Below are 14,139 nucleotides of genomic sequence, written 5' to 3'. Positions count from 1 at the left end.
GTCCGTCGTTCTAAATGGCGGGTCTGAAAACGCCCGCCTTGGTAATCATCAGGCCGTGGCTTTCACCGGATCGGCACTCCCCGTCAATTCTTTTCTGACGATCGGCGCGACTTTCGTACCATAAAGCTCGATGCCGCGCATGATCTGGTCGTGCGGCATCAGGCCGATGGCCATCTGCAGCAGGAACCGATCATTCCTGAACACGCCATGCGCCTTGATGATCTTTTCCGCCACCAGTTCCGGCTCACCGAGGAAAAGATTGCCCTCCGGCCCGCGCGCCGCGTCGAAATGGGCACGGTTCGTCGGCCCCCAGCCACGCTCGCGACCGATGCGGTTCATCACCTCCGCCTGCGGGCCGTAAAACTGGTCCGCCGCCTTGTCGGTGGTGTCGGCAATGAAGCCATGCACATTGATGCTGGTGCGCAGTTTCGTCTTTTCCTGGCCCGCCCGGCGCGCAGCCTCATGGTAGAGATCGAACAGCGGCGCGAAACGGCGATATTCGCCGCCGATGATGGCAAGCGCCACCGGCAGGCCCATGGCCCCGGCCCGCGCCACCGATTGCGGCGTGCCACCAACCGCGATCCACACCGGCAGACGTTCCTGCAGCGGACGCGGATAAACGCCGCGCCCGTTGATGGCCGGGTGTTTGGTGCCGGACCAGGTGACGATTTCCTGTTCGCGCAGCGCCAGAAGCAGATCGAGCTTTTCAGCGAAGAGCACGTCGTAATCTTCGAGATCGTAACCGAACAGCGGATAGGATTCGATGAAGGAACCGCGCCCGGCCATGATCTCGGCACGACCGTTCGACAGGAGATCGACAGTCGAGAATTGCTGGAACACCCGCACCGGATCGTCCGAGCTCAGCACCGAGACGGCGCTCGTCAGGCGGATGTTCTTCGTCTTCACCGCCGCAGCCGCAAGCACGGTGGAGGGAGAGGAAACGACATAATCCGGGCGGTGATGTTCCCCCAGCCCGAACACATCGAGCCCGACCTGATCGGCGAGTTCGATTTCCTCGATGAGTTCCCGCAGCCGGCGCGCGCCTTCCGGCCCGCGGCCGTCGGCGGGGTTGGGATTGACATCCGCGAATGTGTAAAGACCGAGTTCCATAATCGATACCTCTGTTTGCTTGTCTGAGAGATAGGGACGGAGACCCCCGCAGACAAACGCAAAATCTGGAAGCTTAGCTTCGAAAAATTGGATGGGCGCAGCCGGATTCTCCACTGTGACACCCTCCCCCGAAATGGCGATTGCCAGCCAGCCCCCTTTGGGCATAACCTGCCTAAACATGTGCGAAGTAATGCAAAAAGGGGAAAGCATGCATCGGACAGTTATCGTGACAGGCTCCACAAGCGGTATTGGCCTCGGCATTGCCCAGCGATTTGCGCGCGACGGCGCCAATATCGTGCTGAACGGCTTCGGCGACGAAGACGAGATCGAAAAACTGCGCCTTCTGCTGGAAGCCGAAAGCGGCGGGCGCGTGCTTTACCACCCCGCGGATATGACGAAACCGGACGAGATCGCCGATCTCATCCAGTCCTCGCACGAAAAACTCGGCTCGGTGGATGTGCTCGTCAACAATGCCGGTATCCAGCACATCGCGCCCATCGAAGAATTCCCGACGGAAAAATGGGACTGGATCATCGCCATCAATCTGACCAGTTCCTTCCATACCATGCGGGCCGCAATACCGCTGATGAAGAAGGCCGGCAAAGGTCGCATCATCAACATTTCCTCGGCCCACGGCCTTGTCGCCTCGCCGTACAAATCGGCCTATGTGGCGGCCAAACACGGCATCATGGGCCTGACGAAGACGGCAGCGCTGGAGCTTGCGCAGACCGGCGTCACCGTCAATGCCATCTGTCCCGGTTACGTGCTGACGCCGCTGGTTGAAAAGCAGATACCCGAGATGGCCAAGGTGCGCGGCATCAGCGAAGAGGCGGTGAAGAACGACGTGATGCTGGAATTGCAGGCGACCAAACAATTCGTCACCGTCGATGACGTGGCCGCCGCCGCCCTGTTTCTGGCAAGCGAGGCGGCAAGCAACATAACCGGCACGCATATTTCCGTGGATGGCGGCTGGACGGCGCAATAATTGCCGCATTTTCTTTCCGTTATGGAAACAATGAATTGCCAAAACGGAAATCGATATACGCGCGCGGGCGTGCATAGATGTGCACAGATAATCACAAGAAACCGGCTCGGCAGCCGGACAAAAAGCAAGGCATTGCATGAAAGACGCGATCAGCTTCATCCTCAACAGCGAAACCGTTTCGCTTAAGGATTTCGGACCGACAGACACGCTTCTCGATTACCTCCGCATCGGCAAGCGGTTGACGGGGACGAAGGAAGGCTGCGCCGAAGGCGACTGCGGCGCCTGCACCGTGCTGGTCGGGCGGCTGCTTGATGGTTCGCTGCGGTACGAAAGCGTCAACGCCTGCATCCGTTTTTTAGGCTCGCTGCACGGCACCCATATCGTCACGGTGGAGCATCTGGCCGCCCGCGACGGCACGCTGCATCCCGTGCAGCAGGCCATGGTGGATTTCCACGGTTCGCAATGCGGTTTCTGCACGCCGGGCTTCATCATGTCGCTTTATGGCCTCTGGCTATCAAGCGAAAATCCCGGTCGCGCCGATATCGAAAAGGCGCTGCAAGGCAATCTCTGTCGATGCACGGGCTATGAGCCGATCGTGAAGGCCGCCGAAAAAATCGCCGCGGCGCGCCCGAGCGCGCTGTTCGACCCGCTGCAACGGGACCGGACCGATATCATGGCGAGGCTCTGGGCGATCCGCGAAAACGAGACGATCACCGTGGTCAGAGGTGAGGATCGCACGATTATTCCCGCAACGCTTGCTGATTTGACCGAGATTTACGCCGCTGAACCGAAAGCCACCATCGTCGCCGGTTCCACCGATGTCGGCCTGTGGGTGACGAAGCAGATGCGGGCGCTGAACCCTGTCATCTTCATCAACAATCTCGGCGATCTGCAAACCATCACCGTGGATGAGGAGGGCGTGACACTCGGTGCCGGCGTCACCTACAGCCAGGCCTTCAAGACCATCGCAGAGCACATCCCGCCGCTTGCCCGGCTGTTCGACCGCCTTGGCGGCGAGCAGGTGCGCAATATGGGCACCATCGGCGGCAATATCGCCAACGGCTCGCCCATCGGCGACACACCGCCGGCGCTGATCGCGCTTGGCGCGACGCTCACCCTGCGCTCGTCTTCCGGCAATCGCAGCCTGACGCTGGAAAGCTATTTCATCGACTACGGCAAACAGGACCGGCTGAGCGGCGAATTCGTCGAAAAGCTTTTCATTCCGTTCCAGAAGCCGGAGAGCCACTACGCCGTCTACAAGATTTCCAAGCGCCGCGACGAGGATATTTCCGCGCTGTGTGCCGCCTTCAATCTGATGCTCGGCGCTGACGGCACCATCGAGGACATCCGCATCGCCTTCGGCGGCATGGCCGGCACACCGAAACGCGCCGCACATCTGGAGGCAGCCCTGCTCGGCAAGGCGTGGTCGCAGGACACCATCGATGCCGCGCGCGACACGCTGGATGAGGATTTCACCCCGCTGACGGACTGGCGTGCGACTGCCGAATATCGGCAGCTGACGGCCAAGAACCTGCTGACGCGGTTCTTTCTGGAGACTTCCGGAGAGAAGCAGGAACTCAGCCGTTTCTCGCTGGAGGAGGCGTGATGATGGCGATGGCGACACCCGCACCCTCCCTCATTCCTGTGCTTGTCACAGGAATCCAGCCAGCCCAAGTCCTTGGGCTGGAAGGACTCTCTCGCCGCGCAGACGCGCGTCGGCTGGATTCCTGTGACATCCTCGGGCTTGTTCCGGGGAACAGGAATGAGGGGTCATTGTCACTGCCCCATGCCATCATTCACCAGGAAGGAGCTTGAACCATGGACACCACAAGCTTCGACAAGACCAAGACTGAAATCGACGGCCCGATGCACACCTCGCTCCGGCACGATTCCGCCCATAAGCATGTGACCGGCAGCGCCGAATATATCGATGACATCCCCGAACCCGCCGGCCTCGTTCACGGCGCACTCGGCCTTTCCGACCGGGCGCATGCCGAGATCGTCGCCATGGACCTTTCCGAAGTGGAGGCCACACCGGGTGTGCTCTGGGTCATGGTTGGCAAGGACGTGCCCGGCGAAAACGACATCTCCTCCGGCGGTCGCCACGACGAACCTTTGCTGGCCGAAACAAAGGTCGAATTCCACGGCCAGCCGATCTTCGCGGTCTTCGCCGAAACCCGCGATATCGCCAGAAAGGCGGCCCGCAAGGCGAAAATCGTCTACAAGGACCTGCCGCATTTCACCGATATCGATACGGCGATTGAAAATGGCGGCGCGCTCGTCATCGATCCCATGACGCTGAAACGCGGCGATGCCAAGATCGAAATGGATGTCGCACCCCGCCGCCTCACCGGCACGATGCGGATCGGCGGACAGGAGCATTTTTATCTCGAAAGCCACATCGCCATGGCCGTGCCGGGCGAGGATGACGAGGTGACGCTGTGGAGTTCCACCCAGCATCCGAGCGAAATCCAGCACATCGTCAGCCACATCCTGCAGGTGCCGTCCAACGCCGTCACGGTGCAGGTGCGCCGCATGGGTGGCGGTTTCGGCGGCAAGGAAACGCAGGGCAACCAGTTCGCCGCCCTCTGTGCCATCGCCGCCAAGAAGCTGAACCGGGCCGTGAAAATCCGCCCGGACCGCGACGAGGACATGAGAGCCACAGGCAAACGCCATGATTTCCGCGTCGATTACGAGTTGGGCTTCGACGAGGAAGGCCGCATCCACGCCGTCGATGCCACCTATGCCGCGCGCTGCGGTTTTTCCTCCGATCTGTCCGGCCCGGTGACGGATCGTGCGCTGTTTCATGCGGATTCCAGCTATTTCTACCCGCATGTGCATCTGACCTCGCGGCCGCTGAAAACCCACACGGTCTCCAACACCGCCTTTCGCGGCTTCGGCGGCCCGCAGGGCATGCTGGGGGCGGAACGGTTCATCGAGGAAATCGCCTATGCCGTCGGCAAGGACCCGCTCGATGTCCGCAAGCTGAATTTCTACGGCGAGACCGGTTCCGGCCGCACCACGACGCCCTATCATCAGGAAATCGAGGACAACATCATCGCCCGCGTCGTCGAGGAGCTGGAAACCTCTAGTGACTACCGCGCGCGGCGAGAGGCGATCATCGAGTTCAACAAAACCAGCCCGATCATCCGCAAGGGCATTGCACTCACCCCTGTCAAATTCGGCATCTCCTTCACCATGACCGCCTTCAACCAGGCGGGCGCACTGGTGCATATCTACAATGACGGCTCCATTCACCTGAACCATGGCGGCACCGAAATGGGCCAGGGCCTCTACACCAAGGTGGCGCAGGTGGTTGCCGATGCCTTCCAGGTGGATATCGGCCGGGTGAAGATCACAGCCACGACAACGGGCAAGGTGCCGAACACGTCAGCCACCGCCGCCTCCTCCGGCACGGACCTTAACGGCATGGCCGCCTATGACGCCGCCCGTCAGATCCGCGAGCGGCTCGTCAAATTCGCCGCTGAGAACTGGAACGTGCCGGAAGAAGAAGTCGTCTTCCTGCCGAACCGAGTGCGCATCGGCCTTGAGGAAATCGCCTTCAACGACTTCATCAAAAAGGCCTATTTCGCCCGCGTGCAGCTTTCCGCCGCCGGTTTTTACAAGACGCCGAAAATCCACTGGGACCGCGCCGCCGGCCGTGGCACGCCGTTTTATTATTTCGCCTATGGCGCGGCCTGCTCGGAAGTATCGATCGATACGCTGACCGGCGAATATCTGATGGAACGCACCGATATTCTCCACGATGTCGGCAAGTCGCTGAACCCGGCCATCGATATCGGCCAGATAGAGGGCGCCTTCGTACAGGGCATGGGCTGGCTGACCACGGAGGAATTGTGGTGGGACGGCAAGGGGCGGCTGCGCACCCACGCGCCTTCCACCTACAAGATCCCGCTCGCCTCCGACCGGCCGAAGAGCTTTAACGTCAGGCTGGCGGAATGGGCGGAAAATGCCGAACCCACCATCGGCCGCTCCAAGGCCGTGGGCGAACCGCCCTTCATGCTGGCGATCTCGGTTCTCGAAGCCCTCTCCATGGCCGTCGCCTCCGTCGCCGATTACAAGGTCTGCCCGCGCCTCGATGCACCGGCAACGCCGGAGCGGGTGCTGATGGCAGTGGAACGGCTGAAGAAGGTGTGAGGGAGGACGTACCCATGTGGCCGAGCCCCCTCATCCGTCCCTTCGGGCCACCTTCTCCCCGGCGGGGAGAAGAAATATGCCGCGCCGACTCGCCTTTCCTGAAAGCATGTAAGGTGGGCGGAGCCAGTGCTCCGGGTTTCTTCTCCCCGCCGGGGAGAAGGTGGCGCGCAGCGCCGGATGAGGGGGCCAGCCCCAATGCCTGACACCTCCTTGCCCTCTTTCCTCGCCCGCTCCCCCGCAATCCTCGTGGAAATCGAGGCCGTGAAAGGCTCCTCGCCGCGCGAGGCCGGCACCTTCATGCTGGTCAGCCAGGAAGCCCTGTGGGAAACCATCGGCGGCGGGCAGTTCGAATATATGGCGATAGACCACGCCCGCGCCATGTTGCGAACCGGCACTGCCGAAGACCGCATGGACATCCCGCTCGGCCCGGAGATCGGCCAGTGCTGCGGCGGCCGCACCTTGCTCCGCTTCCAGCTGATAACGGCGGAAATCGCCGCCGCACTTGAAGCGCGGATCAAGGGCGAAACCGAACAGCAGCCCGCCGTGTTCATTTTCGGGGCCGGTCATGTCGGCAAGGCACTGGCCGAGGCCCTGTCGCTGCTGCCTTTGACGCTGACCGTGGTGGAAACCCGTGAAAGTGAGCTGCGCGACCTTCCATCGGCGGTGGCCTCCGTGTTGACACCCGTACCGGAGGCGCTCGTTACGAAAATCCCGGCAAACGGCGCGGCCATCATCGTCACCCACGATCACGCGCTCGATTTCCTCATCGCGAAGGAAGCGCTTGCCCGCGATGACCTCGCCTATGTCGGCATGATCGGTTCGAAGACCAAACGCGCCACCTTCGCCCATTGGCTGGCGGATCAGGGAGAGCCCCCTTCCCGCCTTGCAAAACTCGTCCTGCCCATCGGCGGCAACAGCGTCAGGGACAAGCGGCCCGCCATCATAGCGGCCCTTGTGGCAGCCGAGTTGCTGCAAGCATTTTCCGCTGCCGAAACCCGTCGCAACGAAAATCGACACGGCCATCCTCAAGGCCAAGATCACGCTTGAGCCCCTCCGGCAGGCTTTCGTCGGCCAGATTGTCGGGTTGAAGGCTTTCAAGAGTAAAGCGTTCCGCTGTCCGCAGGCCCGCGCGCAGGCGGGACCACGCGCGCAAGAGTGCTGTGCGCATGTTCGTCTCCATTCAGAAATGTCAGAAGCTCAGTTGATGAATTGCGCTAAAAATGCTCTGTTTTCCGGATAAAAACCAATAAAACCTTTGGCAGTTTGCATAAAGAGAACTTATCCATGAAAATGTCCCGCCAGTTCCCCCTGAACGCCCTGCGCGTGTTCGAAGCCGCAGCCAGACATCTGAGTTTCACCAGGGCCGACGAAGAGTTGGGCATGACGCAGACGGCGGTGAGTTATCAGGTGAAACTGCTGGAGGAGAATATTGGCGAGCCGCTCTTTATCAGAAAGGCGCGGCAGGTCTCGCTGACAGAGGCGGGGCAAAAACTTGCGCCGAAAGTCGCGGAAGCCTTCAATAATCTGCGGGAGGCCGTCGACAATGTGCGCGACACGTCCGACGCGACACTGACAATTCATTCCACCGCCACCTTCGCCTCACGCTGGCTTTCGCGGCATCTGGGTGCTTTCCAGCTCGAACATCCCTCGATTGCCGTGCGGCTCGATACATCAAGCGCATTGATCGATTTTTCCCAGTCCGACTGCGATGTCGCCATTCGCTGGAGCAAAGACAACGGCAAAGGGCTGATCTACCATCAATTGCTGCGCGGCGTTTATACGCCAATGCTGCATCCGGGCCTTGCCGAAAGCATCGGCGGATTGCACAAACCGGAAGACCTGCTGCGTCTGCGCATCATCGATCCCGGCGACATCTGGTGGAGCCAATGGTTTCGGGAAGTGGGCGTTGAAAATCCAGGCCTCGACCGTTATCCCCGCAGCCGCCTCAATGTGCAGGCCTTCGAAGCCGCCGCCGCAATTGCCAGCCAGGGGGTGGCCATGCTCACCCCTGAACTCTATGCCGACGAGATTGCGCTCGGCCGTCTTTATCAACCCTTCGAGCACCTCAGCAGCGAAGGAAAGAACTACTGGCTGGTCTATCCCGAAAACCGCAGGAACATTCGTAAGATCAGGCTGTTCCGCGACTGGATACTGAAGCGGATCGAGGAAAGCCGGCAGCAACAACCGCCTCAATACCCCATATCCGGCGCGTAGAAGCAGCGCGGCGTATCCTCGTCCGGAAACAGACAGAGATGATATTCGCCATCCTCGGACCGTCTTGCCTCGCGCTGCGACCAGCTGAACACATGGCGTCGCGTGACCATGCGGTGATCGCCCGGGGCGAGCGATACCTCGTAACCGTCAGGCGTGACACGAACGCTGCGCGTGGGGATCATCTGGCAGTCGCCGGTTTCGGCGTCGCCATTGCAACAGTAGCTTTCATATTTGAACCCCTTGTGGGATTCATGGGCAAGTGCCGTGGCGCTGAACGCCAGAGATAGGAAGAGGACCGTCAGAACAAGGCGCATCGGCATGGTCTCCGTTGAAACAACGGCGGCTGCCGGAAGATCATTGCGTCCCTTTATTCAAATTTCACATCAAAACCCACCCGGACACAACGGCGCCGGGAACTGCGATACCTGCCCCCTGATCTGCCCCCACCCAGGGTTCGCAGCGCCCGCTTTCGGAATAACCGCCAGCGAAACATGTCATCAAAGCCCAGTTCTTCGGCGCGAAAACCGGAATTGATTTTCGACGAGGCGCCCCGAGGCTCCGCAGCCCTATATTTTAGCACATCGGCTGACTGCACAAAGGATAATAGCTGAGTCGCGTTAGCCAGCTAAGCACAAACTATGCGACAGGAATGAGCTGCTGCAACTTCACCGGGCCAACCCATGCACAGGGACGACCGCAAGCAAGATTGCGGACACAAAGGCAGCGGATTGTGAACAATCGTGCCCCGACCTCTGCTTTTCCCTTTCCTAACGGTCAAATTTCTCGCAAGGTGCGCTGCACAAGGATCAGGGGAACCGCATGTACGAATACGCCATTGCGTGGGAATGGATGGCCTTTGCCGTCCGCTGGCTCCACGTCATCACCGCCATCGCCTGGATCGGCTCGTCCTTCTATTTCATCGCGCTCGATCTCGGGCTGGTCAAACGGGCGCATCTGCCGCCGGGGGCTTATGGCGAGGAGTGGCAGGTGCATGGCGGCGGTTTTTACCACATCCAGAAATATCTGGTTGCGCCTGCCCAGATGCCTGAGCACCTGACATGGTTCAAATGGGAAAGCTACGTCACCTGGCTTTCCGGTTTCGCCATGCTCTGCATCGTTTATTATGGCGGGGCGGATCTCTTCCTGATCGATCATTCCGTGCTTGATCTCACCCAGTTCCAGGCCATCTGTCTGTCGCTGGCATCGCTTGCCATCGGCTGGCTGTTTTATGATTTCCTCTGTAAATCGCCACTCGGCAACAATACCTGGGGCCTGATGATCGTGCTTTACGTCGCGCTGGTGGCGATGGCATGGGGTTATACGCAGGTCTTCACCGGCCGTGCCGCTTTCCTGCATCTCGGTGCGTTTACCGCCACCATCATGTCGGCGAATGTGTTTTTCATCATCATTCCCAACCAGAAGATCGTCGTCGCAGACCTGATCGCCGGGCGCACGCCGGACCCGAAATATGGCCGCATCGCCAAGCAGCGCTCATTGCACAACAACTACCTGACGCTGCCCGTCATCTTCTTCATGCTGTCGAACCACTACCCGCTGGCTTTCGCCACGCAGTTTAACTGGATCATCGCCGCACTGGTCTTCCTGATGGGCGTCACCATCCGCCACTGGTTCAACACCACCCATGCCCGCAAGGGCAAGCCGACATGGACCTGGCTTGCGACCGTCCTGATCTTCATCGTCATCATGTGGCTTTCCACCGTGCCGAAAGTGCTGACCGGCGAGGAGGAACAGAAGGCCGCCGCCCTCTCCCCCATGCAGCAGCAATTCGTCAGCGACGCTCATTTTACCAAGGCGCGCGATGTGGTTCAGGGCCGCTGTTCCATGTGCCATGCGGCCGAGCCTGTCTGGGAAGGCGTGCCCTTCACACCAAAATCGGTGAAGCTCGAAACCGACGAGCAGATCGCCGCCCATGCGCGCGAAATCTATTTGCAAGCCGGCCGCAGCCATGCCATGCCTCCCGGCAACATCACCGCCATCACCCCGGATGAGCGCAAGGTGCTGACCGCATGGTATGAAAGTGCGGTTTCCGGGGCCGGAAAAGCCGAAGGAAAGACTGAATGAGCATGGTTCTGCTGCGTGGCCGCCTGCTGAGCTTCCGCCGCGCGCCGCTCGCAATCGACGATACGCAAAGCTATCTCTATATCGAAGATGGCGGCCTGCTGATCGAAAATGGCAGGATCGCCGCCATCGGCGAATACGCCGATATCCGTAAGACGGCACCGGAAGAGATCGAGGAAAAGGACCATCGCCCGCATCTCATCGTGCCCGGCCTCATCGACATGCACCTGCATTTTCCGCAGATGCAGGTTATCGGCTCCTATGCCGCCAACCTGCTGGAATGGCTGAACACCTATACCTTCCCGGAAGAATGCCGTTTCGTCGAAAGCGCCCATGCTCAGCGCATCGCCACGCATTTTTACGACGAGCTGCTGCGCCACGGCACCACCACGGCCGCTGCCTATTGCTCGGTGCACAAGACCTCCGCTGACGCCTTTTTCACTGAGGCCATGAAGCGCAACATGCTGATGGTCGGTGGCAAGGTGATGATGGACCGCAACGCCCCACAAGGCTTGCTGGATACGCCGGAAACCTCCTATGACGAGACGCGCCAGGTGATTGCCGACTGGCACGGCAAGGGCCGCAACCACGTCGCCATCACCCCCCGTTTCGCCATCACCTCCACCCCGAAACAGATGGAAGCGGCACAGGCGCTGGCGCAGGAATTTCCCGATCTCTTCATCCAGACGCATCTGTCCGAAAATCTGGACGAGATCAAATATACCTGCGAGCTTTACCCCGAAGCGACCGACTATACCGATATCTATGTGCGTTACGGCCTGATGGGCAACAAGACCCTGCTCGGCCACGCCATCCACCTCTCGGACCGCGAAGCGGACGTGCTCTCGGAAACCGGCGCGGTGGCCGTGCATTGCCCCACCTCCAACCTCTTCATCGGCTCCGGCCTGTTCCCGATGAAGAAACTGCAACGCCGCGAAAAGCCGGTGCGGATCGCCGTCGCCACCGATATCGGTGGCGGATCGAGCTATTCCATGCTGCGCACCATGGACGAAGCCTACAAGATCCAACAATTGCTGGGCGAGCGCCTGAACCCGCTGGAAAGCTGGTATTTGATGACGCGCGGCAATGCCGAAGCACTGTCCATGGTTGACCGCATCGGCACGCTGGAGGCCGGCACGGATGCCGACATCACGGTGCTGAATGCTTCCTCCACACCCGCCATGGCCCTTAAGATGGAAGTGGTGAAAAGCCTGACGGAAGAACTGTTCCTGATGCTGACCATGGGCGATGACCGCACCGTGGTGGAGACCTATGTGGCCGGCAGGGCGATGAAGAGCGTGCTGGCATAGTTCGACTGCGGCCGAAACATCGGACCGCATCCTCATTTATACCAAGGCTATGGAGCGAGTGGTCGCCGCTTGTTTCTTCTCCCCGCCGGGGAGAAGTCCGCGGCAGCGGGATGAGGGGGCAAGGGCAGTGAGATACGGCAACGTTGCCCCCTCATCCGACCCTTCGGGCCACCTTCTCCCCGGCGGGGAGAAGAAAAGAACCGCACCGCTGTGCTTCAAATGATTGCCGGACGCCATCCCGGCCGAAACGCGAATGACCTCTGGAGTGCCCCGTGCCGGCTTTAGACACAACCACCCTGCTCATGGTTCTCACGACTTTCACCGTCGCCGGCATCGTCAAGGGCGTGACCGGCATGGGATTGCCCACCGTCGCCATGGGCATGCTCGGCCTCTTCATGCCGCCGGTCGTCGCCGCCGGCCTGCTCATCCTGCCTTCCTTCATCACCAATATCTGGCAATTGCTGGCCGGACCTGATTTCCGGGCCATCGTGAAGCGGCTGTGGCCGATGATGATCGCCATTACGGTCGGCACCCTCATCGGCATCCGGCTGATGACGGCAGGCACCGGCGTCTGGACCACCTCGGCTCTCGGCCTGTGCCTCGCGGCTTACGCGGCCTATAGCCTTTTTGCCAAACCCCTATCTGTTCCGGCACGGCTGGAATCCAGGCTCTCTCCGGCCATAGGGCTGACAACCGGCCTGCTGACCGGCGGCACCGGAATTTTCGTTGTTCCCGCCGTGCCCTATATCCAGTCGCTCGGCTTCAACCGCGACGATCTCGTCCAGGCTCTCGGCCTTTCCTTCACCGTTTCGACCATTGCGCTCGCCGCCGGCCTTGCCTCGCAAGATGCCTTCCGTGTCGAGCACCTGTCGCTTTCCGCACTCGCCGTCCTGCCCGCACTTCTGGGTATGTGGCTCGGTCAGAAAATTCGTAACATCGTCAGCCCGGCAACATTCCGGCGCTGGTTCCTCATCTGCCTGCTTGTCTTGGGCACTGAACTGTTCCTGCGGGCTTTCTGGTGATCAAACCGCGTCGATTTTAATGTCGCAGCCGTGACATCCGTGCTATGTGAAGCCATCATTCAAATGTGAAGGCTTTATCCATGGGCAAAATCCTGACCATAGCGGACCTGAAAAAACAGGCGCAGCGCCGTGTACCGAAGATGTTTTTCGACTACGCCGATAGCGGCGCCTGGACCGAAGGCACCTACCGCGCCAATGAAGAGGATTTTTCGAAGATAAAACTGCGCCAGCGCGTGCTGGTGGACATGACCGACCGGTCTCTCGCCACCGAGATGATCGGCGAAAAAGTCTCGATGCCGGTGGCGCTCTCCCCCACCGGTCTCACGGGTATGCAGCATGCCGATGGCGAAATGCTGGCTGCCAAGGCGGCGGAAGAATTCGGCGTGCCTTTCACGCTTTCCACCATGAGCATCTGCTCCATCGAGGATGTCGCCTCCGTCACCTCGAGACCCTTCTGGTTCCAGCTTTACGTGATGAAGGACCGGGATTTCGTCAATAATCTCATCGACCGCGCCAAGGCCGCCGGATGCTCGGCACTGGTGCTGACGCTCGACCTGCAAATCCTCGGCCAGCGCCACAAGGACCTGCGCAACGGCCTGTCCGCACCGCCGAAATTCACCCCGAAGCACATCTGGCAGATGGCAACCCGGCCGAAATGGTGCCTGGACATGGCGCGCACCAAACGCCGCAGCTTCGGCAATATCGTCGGCCACGCCAAAAATGTCTCGGACCTCTCGTCGCTCTCCTCATGGACGGCGGAGCAGTTCGATCCGCGCCTGTCGTGGAAGGATGTCGAATGGATCAAGGAGCGCTGGGGCGGCAAGCTGATCCTCAAGGGCATCCTTGACGAGGAGGATGCACGCGCCTCGCTCGACACCGGCGCCGACGCCATCATCGTCTCCAACCATGGCGGCCGCCAGCTCGATGGCGCGCATTCCTCCATCGCCATGCTGCCGAAGATCGTCGATGCCGTCGGCGACAGGGTGGAGGTGCACATGGATGGCGGCATCCGCTCCGGTCAGGATGTGCTGAAGGCCGTGGCGCTCGGCGCCAAAGGCACCTATATCGGCCGGCCCTTCCTCTACGGCCTCGGCGCTGATGGAAAACAGGGCGTGACGACAGCGCTGGAGATCATCCGCAAGGAGATGGATATCAGCATGGCGCTTTGCGGCAAAAGGCTGCTGACGGATGTGGATCGCAGTATTCTGGCTTGATGGTGATGGGCGAAGGTCGAACCGATGCGTCGGTAACTCTTGCCGAT

11 protein-coding genes are annotated in these 14,139 nt (G+C 60.5%); 9 read left to right on the top strand and 2 right to left on the bottom strand.

Annotated features, from left to right (window positions below; all coding sequences use genetic code 11):
* Positions 1-48: 48 nt before the first annotated feature.
* Complete coding sequence (locus AC5YUO_RS10980) at positions 49-1,110, bottom strand: LLM class flavin-dependent oxidoreductase (RefSeq protein WP_003524232.1); 1,062 nt, start codon at positions 1,108-1,110, stop codon at positions 49-51.
* A gap of 208 nt (positions 1,111-1,318) precedes the next feature.
* Between AC5YUO_RS10980 and AC5YUO_RS10975 the strand changes: the two genes are divergently transcribed.
* From AC5YUO_RS10975 to AC5YUO_RS10955, 5 genes are all read left to right on the top strand, one after another.
* Positions 1,319-2,095 carry a 3-hydroxybutyrate dehydrogenase gene (locus AC5YUO_RS10975; RefSeq protein ID WP_400813052.1) on the top strand — a complete coding sequence of 259 codons (777 nt, stop codon included), beginning with the start codon at positions 1,319-1,321 and terminating at the stop codon, positions 2,093-2,095.
* A gap of 136 nt (positions 2,096-2,231) precedes the next feature.
* Positions 2,232-3,701, top strand: a complete 1,470-nt coding sequence (gene xdhA / locus AC5YUO_RS10970; protein ID WP_496153318.1) for a xanthine dehydrogenase small subunit — start codon at positions 2,232-2,234, stop codon at positions 3,699-3,701.
* Positions 3,702-3,913: 212 nt separating this feature from the next.
* Positions 3,914-6,253 carry a xanthine dehydrogenase molybdopterin binding subunit gene (xdhB, locus tag AC5YUO_RS10965; protein WP_496153317.1) on the top strand — a complete coding sequence of 780 codons (2,340 nt, stop codon included), beginning with the start codon at positions 3,914-3,916 and terminating at the stop codon, positions 6,251-6,253.
* Between the two features lie 195 nt (positions 6,254-6,448).
* Entirely contained in the window at positions 6,449-7,300 is an 852-nt protein-coding gene (gene xdhC / locus AC5YUO_RS10960) for a xanthine dehydrogenase accessory protein XdhC (RefSeq protein WP_496153316.1), read from the top strand.
* Positions 7,301-7,537: 237 nt separating this feature from the next.
* The gene (locus AC5YUO_RS10955; protein ID WP_496153315.1) at positions 7,538-8,467 is read left to right on the top strand and encodes a LysR substrate-binding domain-containing protein; all 930 of its coding nucleotides are present in this window, start codon (positions 7,538-7,540) and stop codon (positions 8,465-8,467) included.
* On the opposite strand, the gene AC5YUO_RS10950 is transcribed toward AC5YUO_RS10955, so the two are convergent.
* On the bottom strand, positions 8,443-8,781 hold the full coding sequence (locus AC5YUO_RS10950) for a hypothetical protein (protein WP_400813047.1): 339 nt from the start codon (positions 8,779-8,781) through the stop codon (positions 8,443-8,445). The two genes, AC5YUO_RS10955 and AC5YUO_RS10950, sit on opposite strands and share 25 nt — an antisense overlap.
* Positions 8,782-9,286: 505 nt before the next feature.
* Between AC5YUO_RS10950 and puuD the strand changes: the two genes are divergently transcribed.
* The 4 genes from puuD (at position 9,287) to AC5YUO_RS10930 (ending at position 14,092) form a co-directional block, all read left to right on the top strand.
* Positions 9,287-10,549 carry a urate hydroxylase PuuD gene (puuD, locus tag AC5YUO_RS10945; protein WP_496153314.1) on the top strand — a complete coding sequence of 421 codons (1,263 nt, stop codon included), beginning with the start codon at positions 9,287-9,289 and terminating at the stop codon, positions 10,547-10,549.
* Positions 10,546-11,856: a guanine deaminase gene (guaD, locus tag AC5YUO_RS10940; protein ID WP_496153313.1), complete on the top strand. Its 1,311-nt coding sequence runs from the start codon at positions 10,546-10,548 to the stop codon at positions 11,854-11,856. Before puuD ends, guaD begins: the two co-directional genes overlap by 4 nt.
* A gap of 302 nt (positions 11,857-12,158) precedes the next feature.
* Positions 12,159-12,878: a sulfite exporter TauE/SafE family protein gene (locus AC5YUO_RS10935; RefSeq protein WP_496154848.1), complete on the top strand. Its 720-nt coding sequence runs from the start codon at positions 12,159-12,161 to the stop codon at positions 12,876-12,878.
* A gap of 80 nt (positions 12,879-12,958) precedes the next feature.
* On the top strand, positions 12,959-14,092 hold the full coding sequence (locus AC5YUO_RS10930; RefSeq protein WP_496153312.1) for an alpha-hydroxy acid oxidase: 1,134 nt from the start codon (positions 12,959-12,961) through the stop codon (positions 14,090-14,092).
* Positions 14,093-14,139: the final 47 nt, after the last annotated feature.

The organism is Agrobacterium sp. LEGMi-208b (genome assembly GCF_059511785.1).
Note: the sequence above shows the minus strand (reverse complement) of the source record. Positions and strands in the feature narration are given on the sequence as shown.